This is a genomic window from Shinella yambaruensis (assembly GCF_050859155.1).
Taxonomy (GTDB): Bacteria; Pseudomonadota; Alphaproteobacteria; order Rhizobiales; family Rhizobiaceae; genus Shinella; species Shinella yambaruensis.
This window is the reverse complement of sequence record NZ_CP150638.1, coordinates 1,060,554-1,079,852: the sequence shown is the minus strand read 5'-3', so window position 1 is coordinate 1,079,852 and position 19,299 is coordinate 1,060,554. Positions and strand designations below refer to the sequence as shown.

The following is a 19,299-nucleotide window of genomic DNA, read 5'->3' as shown; positions in this document are numbered from 1 at the left end:
GAAAGGCCGTCAGACGCCCGAGACGACGCTGGTCAGCACCGCCGAATAATGCACGGCGGCCGCGGCGACGACGAAGGCGTGCCAGATGGCGTTCTGGAAGCGCAGCTTCTCCCAGACATGGAAGATGACGCCGACCGAATAGAGCACGCCGCCGGCGACGATCAGCGTCAGCGTGGCCGTGGAAAGATGCGTCGTCAGCGGCCCGGCGGCGAGCACCCCGCTCCAGCCCATGGCGAGATAGATGAGGATCGCCAGCCGGTCGTAACGGCCGGGAAAGAGGAATTTCAGCGCGATACCCGCCGCCGCCATCAGCCAGATGCCGACAAGCATGCCGGCCAGCAGCGGATCGTCGATGCCGCGCTGCAGGAAGGGCGTGTAGGTGGCGGCGATCAGCACGAAGATCGCCGCATGGTCGAAGCGGCGCAGATGCCACTTGACCTTCGAGACCGGCCAGAGGTTGTAGGCGAAGGAGGTGGCGAGCGCGACGACGAGCCCGATGCCGTAGACCCAGGCGGCCGCCAGCTGCCCGCTCGTCGCCCAGACGGTGGCATAGAAGATCAGCGCCGTCACGCCGATCAGCGCGAGGACCACGCCGACGCCATGCACGATGCCGTCGGCGATCACCTCGACCCGGTCATAGTTCCACTTGACGCCCTTGATCTCCACCACTGCCGGCCCTGCCTTGTATGTCGGGCCATGGTGGCGCGTTTGGAGGCAGGGGGCAAGGGTGTGCGCGGATCACAAAAGTTTGCCGTGTGAGATGAACCCTCGGGTCGAGCCCGAGGATGCCTCATTGCTGCGCGATGCATTCCTCGCAGAGCGCGGCATGGGGCACGGCGGCAAGGCGGGCCTCGGAGATCGGCGCGCCGCACTTGGCGCAGAGCCCGAACGTACCGGCGGCGATGCGGTCAAGCGCGGCGTCGATGGCGCCCAGCTCCTTGAGGCCGGTCGTGCCGAATTCCTCCAGCACCTCGTCATTCTCCCGCTCGATGGCGCGGTCGGCGCTGTCGCCGCTCTTCAGCGTGTCGAGATCCTTCTCGATCTTGTTGAGGCGGCGGTAGAGCTCGCGCTTGCGGGTCTCCAGAATGTCCTTGTACTGCGCCAGGTCCGTCACGATACCGGTCTCCCTTTGTTTCCGATCATGCGCCGAAAATGGCATCGTACCTGAAAAACGACATTGATCGGAATCAAGTTCCCGTACCCGGATCGTCAACACCACATTGACGGTAAATCGCCGAAACACCATCTTTCGTGAACGCCGCCGCTCCGCCATATTCCCTTCCGACAGAACGGTTTCCAGGGGAAACCGAGACAGGGATCAAACCATGACGGACCTCGACAGACGGACATTCCTCGGCGCCGCCGCCGCGGGCATCGCCGCCACCAGGGCCGGCCCCAGCCGCGCGGAGACCGCCCCGATGAACGATACGACCACCACGACCAGCCACGCCGTCGAGATGCCGGCCTTCGTCGACCATTCGCACCTGACGGTGATCGACCTGCCGATGCTCTCGGCCTTCTACCAGCAGGTCATGGGCCTTTCGGTGCTCGAGAAGTCGGCCTCGGGCGAAACGCTCGGCGTTGCCGGCCGGCCGCTTCTGACACTGACGACGGACAGCAACACCGCCCGCGCGCCGCGTAACGCGCCGGGCCTGTTCCATACCGCCTTCCTCGCGCCGGATCGCAGGGAACTCGGCCGCTGGCTCGCCCATGCCGCGCACAACAACGTGCCGCTCACCGGCGCCTCCGACCATCTCGTCAGCGAGGCGATCTATCTCGACGACCCGGAAGGCAACGGCATCGAGGTCTATCGCGACCGCGACCGTTCCGAATGGACCTATGGGCCGGACGGCACGGTGAAGATGGCGACGCACCGGCTCGACCTGCAGGGGCTCTACGACGAGGCGCCGAAGGACGGCTGGACCGGCCAGGAAAACGGCACCGCCATCGGCCACATCCACCTGCAGGTCTCCGACATCCCGGAGGCGGACGCCTTCTTCCGCGACGTGCTCGGCCTCGACATCATGGCGACCTATCCGGGCGCCAGCTTCTTCGCGACCGGAAAATACCACCACCATGTCGCGGCCAATGTGTGGAACTCGCGCGGCCAGCCGAAGCGCCGGCCCGGCATGACCGGCCTTGCCGACTACACGATCCGCTTCAACGAACCGGCCAGGCTGGAAACGGCACTGGACAAGCTGGACGCATTGGCGATCCCGACGACGCGCAGCGGCGACACCGTCTCGCTCGTCGATCCCTGGGGCATCGGCCTCAGGCTCTCGGCCTGAAGGCCTGGCAAGAAACGGTGAAGGATTGGGACACCCCCTCTGCCCTGCTGCTTTCCCCTTCTCCCCCGCGGGGAGAAGGTGGCCCGAAGGGCCGGATGAGGGGGCTTGCACACCGTCTGACGTCTGCGCCACCCCCTCATCCCGCTGCCGCGACCTTCTCCCCGCGGGGGAGAAGGGGCAAGACGCGTCGCCTCATTCCATATGCAATTCGCCTGCCCACAAGGAGGAGACCTTGCTCAAACTCCGGCGCTAAGAACGATGAAACGGTGTTCCATCCAGTCCCCCTAGGTCCAATCGCCTATGGAAGGAAACCGTTGCCCCATCCCCTTCTCCCCCGCGGGGAGAAGGTGCCGGCAGGCGGATGAGGGGGAGGTCGAAGGCGTAAAGGATTTGTCCGAGCCACCCCCTCATCCGGCCCTTCGGGCCACCTTCTCCCCGCGGGGGAGAAGGGGAAAGCAGCAGCGTGCTGTCATATGCAATTCTCCCGCCCTCAACGGGGAGATGCCCGGCAGGGCAAAGGGGAAATCCTCACCCCACAGGATCGGCTCCGCGACCACCTTCCCGGCCGAACCCACCCTCAATCGTAGAGATAGTGCGCCGCCCAGTCCTCGTGCGGCACCACGTCGCCGATGCGGTACTTGAAGGCGTTGACCTCCAGGCGGTCGGCGCTCGCCTCGCATTTGTAGGAAAGGCGATACCATTCGCCGCCGCTGCGGAAGACGGCGCCCTTCGTCTTGATCGTCGTGCCGTCGAGCTTGGGATCGCCGAAGGCATAGGCGATCACCTTGTCCGGGCGGAAGCCGCCCTTGGCGTCGCTGATCTGGTCCATCGCCTCGATGTCGCAGCGCTGTTCCAGCCGCTCTTCCGGCGTCAGCTTCTGAAGCTGGCTGCGCACGCGCGCATCGAGCGCCAGCGCGGGCGATGAACAGAGCGGCGCGAGCGCCAGGGTGCAAAGGGCGATGAAAAGCCCGCCTGCCTGCCGTTTCAACTGTCGGCCTCCTCTTCGTGGCGTCATTTCCGACACCTTAATTCGGGGTTAACGGGCAATATGTCGATTTCGCGACGCTGGCAACCCACCAGAGGTTTCAAGCCGCAGGCGGTGGAACTTCCGCTTTCCTCGCGCGTTTCCGGCGCGGAAAGCGGGGGATGCGCCATGCATGACATATCGGGAAAACCGGCCGAACGGCGGCTCTTGCGGGGCAGTCTCGACATCGAAAAGGACCTTTCGGAGGGCGCGCCCCGCCGCTACGGGCTGGACATTGCCGCCGCCTGGGCGGCCATCGGCATTTTCGCGATCATGGCCATGGCGGTCGTCTATCTCATGGCGCCGATCCTCATCCCGCTGTCGCTGGCGGTCGTCACGGGCCTCATCTTCGGCGTGGCGGCGGAAAAGCTCACCGACCTCGGCATTCCCCCGCTGCCGACCGCGCTGCTCCTGGCCGGCGCCTTCGGCTTCGGGGTCTTCTTCATCGCCGGCCTGCTTGCCGATCCGATCACCCAGCTTGCCGCCAACGCACCCGACCTGGTGCGCGGGGCGTATGATCGCATCACGCCGCTCTTTTCCCGCCTCGGCTGGCTGAACATCAGCCCGCAGACCTTCGAGAGCGGCCAGATGTCGATGGAGAAGGTGCTGGAGAACACCGGCAGCATCCTTGGCATCCTCTCGGCCAGCCTCACCCCCGCCCTGCTGCAGGGCATGATCTTCTTCGCCGCGCTGGTGCTTTTCCTCTCCGCGCGGCTGAAGCTGCGCCAGATGCTCATCATGGCCTTCCCGCGCCGCGGCCAGCGGCTCGCCGCCATCCGCGTCATGAACGCCATCGACAGCGCGCTCGGCTATTATTTCGCCACCGCGGCGCTGGTCTATGGCGCGCTCGGCGTCGTCACCGCCCTCATCACCTGGGGCGGCGGGCTGGCCATGCCCGTGCTCTGGGGGCTCTTCGCCTTCCTCTCCTCGTTCGTGCCCTTCCTCGGCGTGACGCTGATGACCATCGCGCTCGCCACCGCCGGCCTTCTCACGCACGAGACGCTGGTGATGGGCCTCCTGCCGGCGCTCGGCTTCTTCCTCGTGCACCTGGCCATGGAAAACCTCGTCATGCCGGCCGTGATGGGCAAGCGGCTGGAGGTCAACGCCTTCATCATCTTCACCGCCATCATCTTCTGGACCTGGATGTGGGGCGCGGCCGGCGCCATGCTCGCCCTGCCCCTCTCCATCATCGGCATGACCATCGCCGACGAGCTGCGCCCCGCCAAGCGCAAGGCCCGCCGCAGCCTGCCCGGCTGACAAACCGCCGCACCCTCGCCAGCCCGCTTGCGTATAAACATTATACATTATATGAAAATGTATAATGTTATGGGCAACGGCTGGAAGGGACCCCCGCATGAGCACAACCAGACCGCCCGGCGGCGCAGGGCCGCTGCCGCCGCAGGCCATGGAGGCGCGGGCGGCGGAGGTCGCAGGCCTGCTGAAGACGCTCGCCCACCCGGCCCGGCTGATGCTGGTCTGCACCCTGGTCGAGGGCGAGTTCTGCGTCGGCGACCTCGAACGGCGGCTCGGCATCCACCAGCCGACGCTCTCCCAGCAGCTCAACGTGCTGCGCGAGGCCGGCATCGTCGAGACGCGCCGCAAGGGCAAGCAGATCTTCTACCGCCTCACCGCCGAAAAGGCCGCAAGGCTCGTCGGCGCGCTCTACACGATCTTCTGCACGGACGGGGAAAGCCCATGACCGCCTATCTTCCCGCCCTTCTCGGCGGCATGCTGATCGGCCTTGCCGCCGCGCTGCTGCTCGTCCTCAACGGCCGCGTCGCCGGCATCAGCGGCATTGTCGGCCGGCTCGCGGAGGGGAGCAATGTCGCCGTCAACGCCGCCTTCGTCGCCGGCCTCCTGCTCGGCCCCCTGCTCTACCGGGCCCTTGCGGGCGGCTGGCCGGCAGTCACCATCGCCGCACCGCTGCCGCTCATCGCCGCCGCCGGCCTCCTCGTCGGCTTCGGCACGCGCATGGGCTGCGGCTGCACCAGCGGCCACGGCGTCGTCGGCCTTGCCCGGCTTTCGCCGCGCTCCTTCGCCGCCGTCGCCAGCTTCCTCGTTGCCGGCGTTTTCGCCGTCGCGCTCCTGCGGAGTTCCGGCCTGTGACCCGTTCCCTCCCACAAATCCTGTCCGCGCTCGGCTGCGGCGCGCTCTTCGGCCTCGGCCTTGCCCTTTCCGGCATGCTGGACCCCGCGCGCGTGCAGGGCTTCCTCGACCTTGCCGGCGCCTGGGATCCAAGCCTTGCCTTCGTGCTCGGCGGCGCCGTCGCCGTCATGATGCTCGGCCTCGTCCTTGTGCGCCGCCTGGCACGCCCGGCCTTCGCGGAAGGCTTCCACCTGCCCGACACCCGCCCCGTCGACCGCAGACTGATCCTCGGCTCGGCGCTGTTCGGCCTCGGCTGGGGGCTTGGCGGCTTCTGCCCCGGCCCGGCGCTGGCCGCCCTTTCGCTCGGCCGGGCAGAACCCCTCCTCTTCGTCGCCTGCATGGTGGCGGGCATGGTGCTGCACGACCGGCTTTTCGCCCGCCGGGCGGGCTGAGCGCTTGATGCGGGCCGCCGGGGCCTCTATCTCTCTGGTCCCGCCTACCGATTTGCCGGAGTGATCCCTTGCCCGTCTTCAAAAACCTGCCCGCCGCCCCCGTCGCCGCCAAGAAGCCGGTCTCCGATACCCGCCACGGCATCACCCGCACCGACGACTATGCCTGGTTCCGCGACGAGAACTGGCAGGCGATGTTCAAGGACCCCTCGATCCTGCAGCCGGAGATCCGCGCGCATCTGGAGGCGGAGAACGCCTATATGACGGCCGCGATGGCCGATACGGAGGCGCTGCAGAAGGTGCTGTTTGCCGAGATGCGCGGCCGCATCAAGGAGGACGACAGCTCCGTGCCCGTGAAGGACGGCCCCTTCGCCTACGGCACCGCCTATGTCACCGGCGGCGAGCAGCCGCGCTATTTCCGCGAGCCGCGCGAGGGCGGCGAACGGACCATCCTGCTCGACGGCGACAAGGAGGCGGCGGGCAAGGACTATTTCCGCCTGTCCGGCATCCATCACTCCACCGACCATTCGCTCGGCATCTGGGGCTATGACGACAAGGGCTCGGAATATTTCACGCTGAAGGTGCGCGACCTTGCGACCGGCGAGGACCGCAGCGACGAGCTCGCCAATACCGGCGGCGACGGCGTCTGGGCGCCGGATGCCAAGAGCTTGTTCTACACCGCGCTTGACGAGAACCACCGCCCGTCGAAGATCTTCCACCACATCCTCGGCGAGCGGCAGGAGAACGACCGCCTCGTCTACGAGGAGAAGGATGCCGGCTTCTTCATGTCGGTCGGCGGCTCGCTGATCGACGACTTCATCTATATCGACATCCACGACCACGAGACGAGCGAATACCGCCTGCTCTCCACCAAGGACCTCCTCGCCAACCCGGTCGTCGTCGCGCCGCGCCAGACGGGGCTCGAATATTCGATGACCGAGGGCGGCGACGTCTTCTACATCCTCACCAATGCCGACGGCGCCAAGGACTTCAAGATCATGCAGACGCCGGTGACGGCGCCGGGCCGGGAGAACTGGACGGAGGTCGTGCCGCACCGGCCGGGCACGCTGATCCTCAACCACATGGCGTTTGCCCGCCACCTCGTCTGGCTGGAGCGCCACGAGGGCCTGCCGCGCATCGTCGTGCGCGACCGGGAAAGCGGCGAGGAGCACGCCATCGCCTTTGCGGAGGAGGCCTATTCGCTCGGCCTTTCCGGCGCGGCGGAATACGACACCGACGTCATCCGCTTCTCCTATTCCTCGATGACCACGCCCTCGCAGCTCTTCGACTACGACATGACAACGCGCGAGCGCACGCTCCTGAAGACGCAGGAAGTGCCGTCCGGCCACACGATCGACGACTACGTCACCCGCCGCGTCTTCGCGCCGGCCCCGGACGGCGAGAGCGTGCCCGTCACCCTGCTCTACCGCAAGGACACGCCGCTCGACGGTTCGGCGCCCTGCCTGCTCTACGGCTACGGCGCCTACGGCATCACCATCCCCGCCGGGTTCAACACCAATTGCCTGTCGCTGGTCGACCGCGGCTTCGTCTATGCCATCGCCCATATCCGCGGCGGCAAGGACAAGGGCTTTGCCTGGTACGAGAACGGCAAGATGGACAGGAAGACCAACACCTTCAAGGACTTCATCGCCGCGGCCGATTATCTGAACGAGGAGAAGTTCACGTCCTACGCGAAGATCGTCGCCGAGGGCGGCTCGGCCGGCGGCATGCTGATGGGGGCGGTCGCCAACATGGCGCCGGAAAAGTTCGGCGGCATCATCGCCGCCGTGCCCTTCGTCGACGTGCTCAACACCATGCTGGACGACACGCTGCCGCTGACCCCGCCGGAATGGCCGGAATGGGGCAACCCGATCGAGAGCAGGGATTTCTACCAGCTGATGGCCAGCTACTCGCCCTACGACAATGTGGACGCGAAGCCCTACCCCGCCATCCTCGCGCTTTCCGGCCTCACCGACCCGCGCGTCACCTACTGGGAGCCCACCAAATGGGTGGCCCGGCTGCGCGAAAAGACGACCGGCACCGAACCGATCCTCCTCAAGACCAATATGGGCGCCGGCCACGGCGGCGCCTCGGGCCGCTTCCAGCGCCTGGAGGAGATCGCCTTCGAATATGCCTTCGCGATCAAGGTGGCGGGGAAGATGTGATCCCGTCCCGCGGGCGGGCCAGCCTCGCCCGCGGGATGCCTCATGCGGGGTCGATCATGCTCACCACGCGGGCGGCGATCTCATCTGTCGTGTAACTGTCCAGCGTTTCGACGAAGCGGGCGGTCCTGTTCTTCACGCGCTCGACGATATCCAGCCCGCGTACCTGGTTGCAAAGCGCAACGCCCGTCGTCCTGTGGCCTGAAATGTTCACCGCCAAGCCTGCCCTACGGGCGAATGCACCGCCCGTCGTGATGGGAACGACGAGGCACATGCCGACGGCGTTGATCTCGCGGGGCGTGATCACCACGCAGCGATGTTCGTCCTTCATCTCGTTCCCGACGACCGGGTTCAGGTCGACGATGAACACATCACCACGCTTCGGGATGTTGCTGCGGACCATCAGAATGTTTCATTGCCGACACGGGAACCGCCCTGCCAGGCAGCGGCCTGCTTGTTCAGGTCGGCCATTTCGTCAGCTCCTTCCAGAAGCTGTGCCAGCGTGTATCGCTTGCGGGGCTGGGCAGGCGTCGCGATGAGCGAGCCGTTGTCAACGGTCAAGGTCAGTTCCGTGCCGACTTCGGCACCGAGCATCTTCAGAAGCGCAGGCGGAATGCTGAAGACGGTCGCACCGCCTTGCCGACGGATTTTCGCTGTATTGCTCATGCAGGGCATCTCCGAGTATGTGCTACGAAAATAGCACATACTCGGCCCACCGCAAGAGCAGGCGACGCCCCTACCGGAACGCCCCCACACAGGCCTGCAGATCGCTCAGCATGGCGCTGGATCCTTTCAGGCTCGTCCGCACGTCGCCGATACGGATGTGGTTGCCCCGCTTCAGCGCGTCGATCACCGAGCGGTCGCGGCCGAGGTCGTAGGCGATCTCCTGGCGGCCGTAGGCCTTGCCCTTGATGTCGTAGCCCTCGCCGTCGTCGATCCAGTATCGCGCATCGCTCGTGTAGTCGTCGCGGTAGTCGTAGGCCGTGTCCTGGAAGCCGAAGGTGACGTGGCCGTCGTCGTACCAGCGGAAGGCGGCGTGGCGCCCGCCCTCGCCGCGGCGCGTGGCGCGGCAGTTCAGGAAGCGGCGGTCGCCGGAGAAGTCGGCGACGACCTCCCAGCCGCCGACCGTGCGCACGGCGCGGTAGGGATCGGCGTCCTTGCCGTAGCCGTCGTCATGGCCGGAGGCGGCGGTTTCACCATAGGCGTTCGTCTCGTGGCTCACGGCGCCGCCCGCCGCCGCATAATCGTCCGCCTTCACACCCAGGGCGGCATCACTGCTCCCCGCATGCTCGTCCTCCGGGAAGTCGCGCAGCGCGGCGCGGTACTTGTCGTAAAGGCCGAGGCGGCGCACGTCGACGAAGTCGAACTCGTAGTCCTCCAGCGCGCGCACGCTGTTGTCGCGCAGGCGCACGAGGCCGCGCACGCGCAGGCACCCGTCGCCGCATTCCACCTCGTCGACATATTCGCGGGCCCTGTCGTCCGGCGTCTTGATCGCGACGCCGAGGCTGTGGCGGCGTTCCTCGTTGATCGCGCGGAACATCAGGGATTGCGCGTAGCCGCGGCGATCCTCGTCGAAATAGTCGTAGATCGCGCGTTCCTCGCTGGGGCTGAGATCGTCCCGGCTCCCGACATAGATGCGCCGCTCGGGGATGCTCGCCGCGGTGATGACGTTGCGCAGCCGCTCGTGCGAATAGACGGTCGTGAAGTAGGAGAGATAGTCGCAGCCTTCCGGCGGATACCAGAAGCGCACGTCGATCAGCACCAACTGGCCGTCCTTGTAGATGTCGGAGAGCCGCCGATCCTGCGCGTAATCGCCGAAGGTGATGCGCCCGCACGGATCGCGCCGGTCGTTGGAGACCGTCAGATAGGGCATCTCGCCGCCATCCTCGTGGTCGCGGGAAAAGCGGCCGGCGAGAAGGTCGATCTTGCGCTTGGCGACATAGGCGAAGACGCCCTCGGGATAGCGGCCGAGATAGCGGTCGTAGGCCTCGCGGTTGTCGGCGAGCGCGGCGAATTCGTAGAAGGCGATCTCGGCCTCGTCGACCTTGTCGTCCTTCGGGCTCAGGGCGAACTTGCCGTAGTCGGCATCGCTTTGCCAGGTCTCCTGCCGGCCCTTGCTGCGCTCCTTGACGATCTCGCTCACCTTGCGGAAGGCCTCCTCCAGCACGATGCCGGGAATGCTGATCGCATCGACGAAGGCCGAGGCGAAGGGGCTGATCGGCGTTCCCTCGTAGTCGTAGGCGGTGCCGGGCGCGGCGGCATAGGCATAGTGCACGTCCCCGGCGTCCTTCGGCTCGGCAAGCCCGTCCGGGATGTCGCGCAGCGTGAGGAACGGGTTTTCATGCGCCGCGTCGAAGAGCACGACCTTGAGGCCCTTGCCGAGCCCGCGCAGCGTCTTCGTGATCTCGGAGACGGGCAGCGAGCGGTTGCGCAGGCCCGTCACGGTGCGGCCGGAGGCATCGACCGGCAGCAGGAAATTGTCGCCGTCGATCTGCACCGCATAGCCGGAGAAATAGACGAAGAGCACCGGGTCCTCCGCCTTCTCCGCCAGCCGCGTGAAATTGTTGAGCGCGGAGAGCATGCCGAGATGGTCGGCATCGGTGACGCGCGTCACGTCGAACTCCACCCGCTCCAGCGCCTCGCCGACGAGGTCGATGTCGTTGAGCGGATTTTCCAGCGGCTCGGCGTCCTCGTATTCGGCATTGCCGATGAGGAGCGCGTAGCGTTCGGCGGCGACGGCGGCCGGCGCGACGAGGAGAAGAAGACAGGCGGCAAGCGCCGCGACCCACCGATGGACATTCCGCTGCACGATACCCTCCCGAGACACGGTCCCGGCTCGCCGGCAACCGGACATTCGCTCACCAATGCATGCCTGAAGAAGGGGACGGACGGTGCCGCCCGCTTATTCAGAAGGCCGTGAAATTCCATGCCGGCCGGCGACGGGCGTCAGGAGCCGGCGCAGGCCGCCGCCAGCTTGTCTATCGCCGCCTTCGACCCCGTGAGGGGGAAGGCGAGCGGTTCGAATGTCGTTGCCGGATAGGCGATGGTCAGCGCCCTGCCGGCCTTGAGGCGGTCGACCAGCGGGCCGGTTATCGGGAATTCGCTGACCATCGCGCCGTCCATCGCCTCGAAATGCGCCGGCCGGTCGAAGGCCTCGCCATCGACGGAAAGGCGCAGCGGGCTGGAGAAGTCCCCGCCGTCGCCCGGCGGGAAATCCAGCGCCGCGGCAGCGAGGAACCGCAGGCTGAGCCGGTCTTCGGGGCCGCATTTCAGGAAGAGGTTGCTTTCCCGCGTCCCGGTCCCCACGCAGACCGAGGCCACCATGACAGGCCCCTCCTCCTCCTCGGAAATGCCGGCGTTCCAGGCGCCGCAGGTTTCCGCGAAGGCGACGGACGGGAACAGCAAAAGGACGGCGAGCGCACGCATCTGTAGAACCCCGACTGTTGAACCGGCATGGCTTTTCCCGGACGCTAGCACCGCGCAAAGGGGCCGGCAAGCGAGCGCCCCGCCGCCGGCCCTTTCAATCCGGCCGCTTGTCGCTACCTATAGGGAAACGAGACGCGAACGCCGCAAGAGGATGCCATGAGCAACGCCACCAACCCGCAGCACGGCGACGACGGCAGGCCCGTTGCCTTCGACAACAGCTATGCGCGCCTGCCGGACGTCTTCTTCGCCCCGGTCGATCCGAGCCCGGTGGAGGCGCCGCGGCTCGTCGCGTTCAACCGGGCGCTTGCCGGGGATCTCGGCCTTGATGCGGATGCGCTGGAGCGGCACGGCGCGGGTTACTTCTCCGGCAACGTGGCGCTGCCCGGTTCGCTGCCGCTCGCCATGGCCTATGCCGGCCACCAGTTCGGCCAGTTCGTGCCGCAGCTCGGCGACGGGCGGGCGATCCTTCTCGGCGAGGTGATCGACCGCGACGGCCGGCGGCGCGACATCCAGCTCAAGGGCGCCGGCCAGACGCCTTATTCGCGCCGCGGCGACGGGCGGGCGGCACTCGGGCCGGTGCTGCGCGAATACATCGTCAGCGAGGCCATGCATGCGCTCGGCATTCCGACGACGCGGGCGCTGGCGGCCGTCGCCACCGGCCAGCCGGTCTATCGCGACCGCGTGCTGCCGGGCGCCGTCTTCACCCGCGTCGCCGCCAGCCATATCCGCGTCGGCACCTTCCAGTTCTTCGCCGCGCGCGGCGACACGGACAATGTGCGCGTGCTCGCCGACCATGTCATCGACCGGCACTATCCAGCGCTGAAGGGCGCGGAGCAGCCCTATCTCGCGCTGCTGGACGCCGTCGCCGACCGGCAGGCCTCGCTGATCGCCCGGTGGCTCGGCGTCGGCTTCATCCACGGCGTGATGAACACCGACAACATGACGATCTCGGGCGAGACGATCGATTTCGGCCCCTGCGCCTTCATGGACCGCTACGACCCGCGCACCGTCTATTCCTCCATCGACCGCAACGGGCGCTATGCCTTCGGCAACCAGCCGATGATCGGCCAGTGGAACATCGCGCGTCTCGCCGAGGCGCTGCTTGCCCTTCTTTCCGACGACCAGGACAAGGCGGTGGAGATGGCGAATGCGGCGGTCGGCCGCTTCATGGAGCGCTTCCAGGCGCATTGGAAGGCGGTGATCCGGGCGAAGATCGGCCTTGGCGCGCATGAGGAGGACGACGACCAGGGCCTGATCCGCGACCTGCTCGTGACGCTCTACGAGCAGAAGGCCGACTATACGCTCGCCTTCCGGCGCCTTGCCGACGCGGCCGAAGGCGCGGCGGCGGACGACGCGCTGCAAGACCTCCTCGAAACGCCCGGCGCGCTCACGCCCTGGCTTGCCCTCTGGCGCGCGCGGCTGACGCGGGAAGCCGGGACGGCCGAGGCGCGCGCTACGGCGATGCGCCGCGTCAATCCCGCCTTCATCCCGCGCAACCACAAGGTCGAGGAGGCGCTGGCGGCGGCGGTCGACCATGGCGATTTCTCGCTGTTTACGGCGCTGAACGACGTGCTGGCGCGGCCCTACGAGGACCAGCCGGCCTTCGCCGCCTATGCCGTGCCGCCGAAGCCCGGCGAGGAGATCACCGCGACCTTCTGCGGGACGTGAGGGGGCAAACTACACCCTTTTTCCGGCGCCTCCCGCCTTGTGCGCCGGGCATCGCCTATGGAAGGAAACCGTTGCCCTATCCCCTTCTCCCCCGCGGGGAGAAGGTGCCGGCAGGCGGATGAGGGGGATGGCGAAGGCGCAAACGATCCGTCCGAGCCACCCCCTCATCCGACCCTTCGGGCCACCTTCTCCCCGCGGGGGAGAAGGGAAGAGCGGTGATGCCGCATTCCCTATGCGGTAGCCCTGCCGCTTGCGGGGAGAGGGTTAGGGTGAGGGGCAAGCTCCCTGGGCCTCGCCCCAAAAACATGAGTGGAATAGTATAATTTCTCCCTCCCCTTTTCCCGGGATTGAAGCGCCACGGTTCTGCCCTAATTTCTCCGTCGTCCCTCCTTGAGCCGGACGTCTTGTCGGCCTCCTCCCGGCCGGCAGCACCAACGGAGATCCCCATGTTGCTCACGCTGACCGCCGCCCTCATCGCCATCATCGGATTGGTGCTGACGGGCGGAGGCGGGTGGCTGCTGTCGCTCGGCGGCAGCCCCTACTATCTCGTCACCGGCCTTGCCTTCCTCGTCACGGCCGTGCTGCTCCTGCGCCGCTCCGGCGCGGCGCTCTGGCTTTATGCCCTCGTCATCCTCGGTTCGCTCGGCTGGGCGATCTGGGAGGTCGGTTTCGACTGGTGGCAGCTCGGCCCGCGCGGCGGCGTCATCGTGCTCATCGGCCTGTGGCTGATGCTGCCGGCCATCCGCCGCCCGCTCGGCTTTTCCAGCCCCACCGGCACGCCCTACCCGGCCTCGGCCCTGCCGCTCGCCGTTGCCGTCCTCGTCTCCATCGGCGTTGCCGGCTTTGCGATGACGCAGGACCCGCACGACGTGGCCGGCAGCCTGCCGACCGACGTCGTCAACGCCACGCCCGCCCTCGGCGGCGACGTGCCGGCCGGCGAATGGCACCAGTACGGCCGCACGCCATACGGCCAGCGCTATTCGCCGCTCGACCAGATCAACACCGACAATGTCGGCACGCTCAAGGTCGCCTGGCAATACCAGACCGGCGACGTGAAGCTGCCGGACGACGTCGGCGAGACCACCTACCAGGTGACGCCGCTCAAGATCGGCGACACGCTCTACATGTGCACGCCGCACAACTGGGCGATCGCGCTCGACGCGGCGACCGGCAAGGAGAAATGGAAGTACGATTCCAACTCCGGCATGAACCCGGACCGCCAGCACCAGACCTGCCGCGGCGTGACCTACTATGCCGATCCGGCCGCGACCGCCGGCGCCACCTGCGCCGCCCGCGTCTACCTGCCGACCTCGGACGCCCGGCTGATCGCGCTCGACGCGGCGACCGGCGACGTCTGCACGAGCTTTGCCGAGAACGGCGTGCTGCAGCTCGAACAGGGCATGCCCTACAACCCGGCCGGCTACTACTATTCCACCTCGCCGCCCGTCATCACCGACGGCAAGATCATCATCGGCGGCGCGGTGAACGACAACTACTCGACCCAGTCGCAATCCGGCGTCATCCGCGCCTTCGACGTCAATACCGGCGCCCTCGTCTGGAACTGGGATTCCGGCAATCCCGACGTCACGACGCCGCTGCCCGAGGGGCAGGTCTATACGGTGAATTCGCCGAATTCCTGGTCCGTCTTCAGCTATGACGACGCGCTCGGCCTCGTCTACATCCCCCTCGGCAACCGCGTGCCCGACCAGCTCGGCATGGGCCGCAGCGAGCATGTGGAGAAATACTCGTCCTCCATCGTCGCGCTCGACATCGGGACGGGCGCGGTGCGCTGGGTGCGCCAGACGGTGCACCACGACCTGTGGGACATGGACGTGCCGGCCCAGCCGGCGCTGATCGACATCACGAAGGACGGCGCCACCATTCCCGCCCTCGTCGGCCCGACCAAGCAGGGCGACATCTACGTGCTCGACCGGCGCACCGGCGAGCCGATCATCCCCGTCAAGGAGATACCGGCGCCGACCGGGGCGATCCCGGAAGATTTCACGGCGCCCACCCAGCCGATTTCCGACCTCACCTTCTCGCCGCCGCCGCTGACGGAAAAGAACATGTGGGGCGTGACGATGTTCGACCAGCTCGCCTGCCGCATCGATTTCCTGTCGTTGAAATACGAGGGCCGCTACACGCCGCCCTCGCTGCAGGGCACGCTCGTCTATCCCGGCAATTTCGGCACGTTCAACTGGGGGTCCGTCGCGGTCGATCCGGAGCGGCAGGTGATGTTCGGCATGCCGACCTACCTCGCCTTCACCTCCCGCCTCGTGCCGCGTGACCAGATCCCGCCGAAGGGCCAGGACGAGAAGGGCTCCGAGCAGGGCCTCAACCGCAACGAGGGCGCGCCCTACGGCGTGTTCATGGGCCCGTTCCTCGGCCCGCTCGGCATTCCCTGCCAGGCGCCGCCATGGGGCTATGTCGCCGGCGCGAACCTTGCCACCGGCGAGATCGCCTACAAGCACAAGAACGGCACGGTCATGGACATGACGCCGCTGCCGCTGCCCTTCAAGGTCGGCGTGCCGGGCATCGGCGGCCCCATCATCACCAAGGGCGGCGTCGCCTTCCTCGGCGCGGCGGTGGACGACTACCTGCGCGCCTACGACCTGACGAGCGGCCGCCAGCTGTGGGAAGCCCGCCTTCCGGCCGGCGGCCAGGCCACGCCGATGACCTACACGATCGGCGACAAGCAGTACGTGCTGATCGTCGCCGGCGGCCACGGCTCGGTCGGCACCAAGCCGGGCGACTACGTCATCGCCTATACGCTGCCGTAGCGGGGCGCCGTACCGACCCCCCTCTGCCCTGCCGGGCATCTCCCCCTCAAGGGGGGAGATCGGATGGAGCGCGGTTTCGCCCATCTCCAACGGCTCGATATGAGCAAAGGTCCCACCACCTGCCGATCTCCCCCTTGAGGGCAGGCGAATTGCATATGGAATGAGGCGACGCGTCTTGCCCCTTCTCCCCCGCGGGGAGAAGGTCGCGGCAGCGGGATGAGGGGGTGGCGCAGACGTCAGACGGTGTGCAAGCCCCCCTCATCCGGCCCTTCGGGCCGCCTTCTCCCCGCGGGGGAGAAGGGGAAGGCAGCAGCGTGCTGTCATATGCAATTCGCCTACCCTTGAGGGGGAGACGCCCGGCAGGGCAGAGGGGGGTGGCGCGGAGGAAGATAGTGCCCGGCAAAAGGGCGATCATTGCGGGGTTGCCTCCCCATCCCGCCTTTCCCATGATGCAGCCCTCCAAAAATCCTCCCCGGGAGATTCGCCATGAAAGACGACTGGCGGCTGATCGCCGCGCCGGTGAAGATCATCCTTGCCAATTACTGGCGGTCCTCGCGCGGCCTGCTGGCGCTCGTCTCGGTCATCGTCTTCCTCTCGGCGATCGCCTCCATCGCCGCGCCCTATCTCTTCTCGCGCCTCATCGACGCCATGAGCGCCGACCGGATGGCCGAGATGCTGGCGGCCGGCCTCGTCGTCTATGCGCTGCTCATCGGCACGGCCGCGGCCCTGCAGCACATGGTGCAGTATCTCTCCTACATGAGCGCGGAGAACCTGAGCTTCATCGCCAGCACCAGCCTGTTCGAGCGGCTGTTGAAGAAAGAGGCCGCCTTCTTCGCCGAGCACAACCCGGCCGAGATCGAAAGCGCCGGACAGCGCGGCCAGGGCGCGATGATGACGCTGGTGCAGCTCGCCCTCATCGTCTTCATTCCCGGCGTCACGCAGATCACGCTGGCGATCGCCATGCTGGGGGCGACGATCGACATCGAGGTCGCGCTGATCGTCGTCGCCTATGGCGGCGGCTTCATCGCACTGACGGCGATCGCCAACCACCGCACGCGAAAATATCTCGACGCGGCCATCGAGGCCGGACAGGAGAACGCCAAGTTCATCGGCAACGCCATGACGGCCATGGAGACGCTGCGCCATTTCGGCAGCCACGGCTGGATGCAGGCGCGCTTTGCCGGAAAGGCCGGCGAGGAGCGCGACAGCTGGGCGGCCTTCTGCCGCCGGCGCATCGGCTATTCGTCGCTGATGGGCGCCGGGCTCGCCGTGCAGTTCGTCGTCACCTTCCTCCTGCTGTTGCCGCGCTACCGGGCGGGCGATCTCAGCGTCGGCGACATCGTGCTGTTCAACACGCTGCTGCTGCAGCTCAACCAGCCCTTCGAGATGATCGGCCATGCGCTCGACAACGTGGTGCGCGCCCGCGCCTCGCTGCTGCCGCTCGCGCGCATCTGGGCCGCCCCCGAGGAGCCGGACACGGGCACATCGGGCGGCTTTTCGCCGAAGGCCGGCCGCCTCGCCTTCGAGGATGTCTCCTATGCCCACGAGAACGGCCGCGGCGTCGAGAAGATCGGCTTTGCCGCAACGCGCGGGCGCATCACCTATCTCGTCGGCGAGACGGGCTCCGGCAAGTCGACGCTGCTGCGCCTCGCGCTGAAATCCATCCGCCCCGCCGCGGGGCGCATCACCGTCGACGGCATCGATCTTAACGGCGTCTGCCAGCGCGACTGGTACGGCGCCGTCGGCATCGTGCCGCAGGACGCGGTGCTGCTCAACGACACACTCGCCGTCAACATCGTGCTCGGCCGCGCCTTCGACGCGGAGCGGTTGCGGCGCGCGGCGGAAAAAGCGGCGATCCTTGCCTTCATCGACGGCCTGCCGGACGGTTTCGAGACAAAGGTCGGCGAACGGGGCATGAAGCTTTCCGGCGGCGAGCGGCAGCGCATCGCCATTGCCCGCGCGCTCTATGCCGATCCGCAGTTCCTCTTCCTCGACGAGGCGAGCTCGGCGCTGGACGAAGCGACGGAGGCGGGAATCATGCAGCATATCCGCGGCCTTGCCGGCGACGTGACCATCCTTGCCGTCACCCACCGCAGAAGCGTGATCGCGCCTCAGGACCATGTCGTGCGGCTCGGCGCGGGCCGCATCGAAAGCGACGTGTAAAGGGCGGCAAGGCTCGCAAAAGCTGCAACCGGTACTGGTTCCCGCGACGCACGCTCAAGGGCCCCTCCATGAAGATCGACGGCAGCATGCTTTCCGCCTACACCTACGGCAGGCCGCGCGCGACGAGCGGGGAAAGCCTTAACGACAGCACGGGCGGCGGCACGGCAGGGCGCAACATCCCGACCGTCAGCCCCACGGCGCCGATCCCCTCCGGCCTTGCCAATGCGCTGTGGCTGACCCAGGCCAAGCTCGACAAGGCCGAGACGGAGAGCGCCAGCCTGACGTCCGAATTCCTGGAGCTCTCCAGGATGACGCCGGCCGAGCGGCTGCGCAAGGAAATGCTGGAGGCCCTCGGCCTCACGGAGGAGAGCCTGGCGCAGCTTCCCGAGGAGGAACGCTCGGCGATCGAGGAAGACATCCGCCGCGCCATCAAGGAGCAGCTCGGCATCGACGACACCCGGCAGGCAGGCACGGCGGAAGGGCAATCCGCGGCCGGCACGGAGGAAGCGGGGGCCTGAGCGCCCCCGCTTTCACGCCGCTTTTTGCAGACGCCGACGAAACCCGATTGACAAACGGCGCGATTTCGAGAATATCGCGCCCATGATCAAGAACACGCACATCGCCGCGACGTATTTTTGGCTGTTCCGATAAGGAGCGGCTGTTCGATCATGTCAACAAGCCGCCATCAGGCGGCTTTGTTGTTTCTGGCACCTGATGGCACAAAATCCCAGGAGCCCGAAATGCAGAATACCGTCATCAAACTCGACCCCGCCGCCCTCGATCGCCCGCCGATGCTGACCATCCGCGCCGCGCGCCCGGGCGACCTGCAGCAGATCCTCGACATGATCGCCCTGCATGCCGAATGCCACGGCGACACGGCGAAGGTCTCCGCCGCCGATCTCGACCGCGATCTCTTCGGCGCCCATCCCTGGATCACCGCGCTCGTCGCCGAGGCCGGCGGCCGGCTGATCGGCTACGCCCTTCTCGTGCCGATGTACCGCGCGCTGGAAGGCCTGCGCGGCATGGAGCTGCACCAGATCTTCGTGCGCAAGGACCATCGCGGCCACGGCATCGGCCGCCACCTCGTCTCCCGCGCCCGCGAGCACGCCCGCATCGCCGGCTGCGGCTACCTCTCGGTGAGCGCGGCGACCGGCAATTTCGGCGCCCACCGCTTCTACGAGCAGATGAACTTCCGGGCTGGCCCGGTCACCGGGATGCGCTATGTCCAGTCCCTGGGCTGACAATAGGTTGAGG

The 19,299-nt window shown here is 67.2% G+C and carries 18 protein-coding genes; 11 read left to right on the top strand and 7 right to left on the bottom strand.

All coding sequences use genetic code 11. The annotated features are described in order from the left end of the window. Positions 1-9 precede the first annotated feature (9 nt). Both trhA and WMC41_RS05290 read right to left on the bottom strand, forming a co-directional pair. The gene (gene trhA, locus WMC41_RS05295) at positions 10-669 is read right to left on the bottom strand and encodes a PAQR family membrane homeostasis protein TrhA (RefSeq protein ID WP_244769923.1); all 660 of its coding nucleotides are present in this window, start codon (positions 667-669) and stop codon (positions 10-12) included. Positions 670-790: 121 nt separating this feature from the next. After that, the gene (locus WMC41_RS05290) at positions 791-1,114 is read right to left on the bottom strand and encodes a TraR/DksA family transcriptional regulator (protein ID WP_064329474.1); all 324 of its coding nucleotides are present in this window, start codon (positions 1,112-1,114) and stop codon (positions 791-793) included. A gap of 304 nt (positions 1,115-1,418) precedes the next feature. Between WMC41_RS05290 and WMC41_RS05285 the strand changes: the two genes are divergently transcribed. Continuing rightward, complete coding sequence (locus WMC41_RS05285) at positions 1,419-2,288, top strand: VOC family protein (protein WP_432348270.1); 870 nt, start codon at positions 1,419-1,421, stop codon at positions 2,286-2,288. 577 nt (positions 2,289-2,865) lie between these two features. On the opposite strand, the gene WMC41_RS05280 is transcribed toward WMC41_RS05285, so the two are convergent. After that, positions 2,866-3,276 (bottom strand): DUF930 domain-containing protein, encoded by a 411-nt coding sequence (locus tag WMC41_RS05280; protein ID WP_432347237.1) that lies wholly within the window; start codon positions 3,274-3,276, stop codon positions 2,866-2,868. Between the two features lie 165 nt (positions 3,277-3,441). Here WMC41_RS05280 and WMC41_RS05275 point away from each other — a divergent pair, with 165 nt between their 5' ends. From WMC41_RS05275 to WMC41_RS05255, 5 genes are all read left to right on the top strand, one after another. Continuing rightward, a complete protein-coding gene (locus WMC41_RS05275; RefSeq protein ID WP_432347236.1) occupies positions 3,442-4,569 on the top strand; it encodes an AI-2E family transporter in 1,128 nt (375 codons plus the stop codon). Positions 4,570-4,666: 97 nt separating this feature from the next. Then, the gene (gene bigR / locus WMC41_RS05270) at positions 4,667-5,011 is read left to right on the top strand and encodes a sulfite-sensing transcriptional repressor BigR (protein ID WP_432347235.1); all 345 of its coding nucleotides are present in this window, start codon (positions 4,667-4,669) and stop codon (positions 5,009-5,011) included. Further along, positions 5,008-5,418, top strand: a complete 411-nt coding sequence (locus WMC41_RS05265; RefSeq protein WP_432347234.1) for a YeeE/YedE family protein — start codon at positions 5,008-5,010, stop codon at positions 5,416-5,418. The genes bigR and WMC41_RS05265 overlap by 4 nt, the downstream gene beginning before the upstream one ends. Next, complete coding sequence (locus WMC41_RS05260; RefSeq protein WP_244769919.1) at positions 5,415-5,849, top strand: DUF6691 family protein; 435 nt, start codon at positions 5,415-5,417, stop codon at positions 5,847-5,849. Before WMC41_RS05265 ends, WMC41_RS05260 begins: the two co-directional genes overlap by 4 nt. Positions 5,850-5,917: 68 nt before the next feature. Then, a complete protein-coding gene (locus tag WMC41_RS05255; RefSeq protein WP_432347233.1) occupies positions 5,918-8,011 on the top strand; it encodes a S9 family peptidase in 2,094 nt (697 codons plus the stop codon). 40 nt (positions 8,012-8,051) lie between these two features. Here the strand turns inward: WMC41_RS05255 and WMC41_RS05250 are convergent, their stop codons facing one another. From WMC41_RS05250 to WMC41_RS05235, 4 genes are all read right to left on the bottom strand, one after another. Continuing rightward, complete coding sequence (locus tag WMC41_RS05250) at positions 8,052-8,411, bottom strand: type II toxin-antitoxin system PemK/MazF family toxin (RefSeq protein WP_244769917.1); 360 nt, start codon at positions 8,409-8,411, stop codon at positions 8,052-8,054. Beyond that, the gene (locus WMC41_RS05245) at positions 8,411-8,674 is read right to left on the bottom strand and encodes an AbrB/MazE/SpoVT family DNA-binding domain-containing protein (protein ID WP_244769916.1); all 264 of its coding nucleotides are present in this window, start codon (positions 8,672-8,674) and stop codon (positions 8,411-8,413) included. The genes WMC41_RS05250 and WMC41_RS05245 overlap by 1 nt, the downstream gene beginning before the upstream one ends. A 70-nt stretch (positions 8,675-8,744) precedes the next feature. Continuing rightward, positions 8,745-10,817: a caspase family protein gene (locus WMC41_RS05240; protein WP_432347232.1), complete on the bottom strand. Its 2,073-nt coding sequence runs from the start codon at positions 10,815-10,817 to the stop codon at positions 8,745-8,747. A 137-nt stretch (positions 10,818-10,954) separates the two neighbouring features. Then, on the bottom strand, positions 10,955-11,434 hold the full coding sequence (locus WMC41_RS05235; RefSeq protein WP_432347231.1) for a hypothetical protein: 480 nt from the start codon (positions 11,432-11,434) through the stop codon (positions 10,955-10,957). Between the two features lie 156 nt (positions 11,435-11,590). Between WMC41_RS05235 and WMC41_RS05230 the strand changes: the two genes are divergently transcribed. The 5 genes from WMC41_RS05230 to WMC41_RS05210 all read left to right on the top strand — a co-directional run bounded on the left by WMC41_RS05230 (position 11,591) and on the right by WMC41_RS05210 (position 19,286). Continuing rightward, positions 11,591-13,102 (top strand): protein adenylyltransferase SelO, encoded by a 1,512-nt coding sequence (locus WMC41_RS05230; RefSeq protein WP_432347230.1) that lies wholly within the window; start codon positions 11,591-11,593, stop codon positions 13,100-13,102. Positions 13,103-13,548: 446 nt separating this feature from the next. After that, positions 13,549-15,882 (top strand): glucose/quinate/shikimate family membrane-bound PQQ-dependent dehydrogenase, encoded by a 2,334-nt coding sequence (locus tag WMC41_RS05225; protein WP_432347229.1) that lies wholly within the window; start codon positions 13,549-13,551, stop codon positions 15,880-15,882. A 486-nt stretch (positions 15,883-16,368) separates the two neighbouring features. Further along, positions 16,369-18,045 carry an ABC transporter ATP-binding protein gene (locus WMC41_RS05220; RefSeq protein ID WP_432347228.1) on the top strand — a complete coding sequence of 559 codons (1,677 nt, stop codon included), beginning with the start codon at positions 16,369-16,371 and terminating at the stop codon, positions 18,043-18,045. Between the two features lie 68 nt (positions 18,046-18,113). Continuing rightward, positions 18,114-18,563: a hypothetical protein gene (locus WMC41_RS05215; protein ID WP_432347227.1), complete on the top strand. Its 450-nt coding sequence runs from the start codon at positions 18,114-18,116 to the stop codon at positions 18,561-18,563. A 222-nt stretch (positions 18,564-18,785) separates the two neighbouring features. Further along, entirely contained in the window at positions 18,786-19,286 is a 501-nt protein-coding gene (locus WMC41_RS05210; protein WP_244769909.1) for a GNAT family N-acetyltransferase, read from the top strand. Positions 19,287-19,299: the final 13 nt, after the last annotated feature.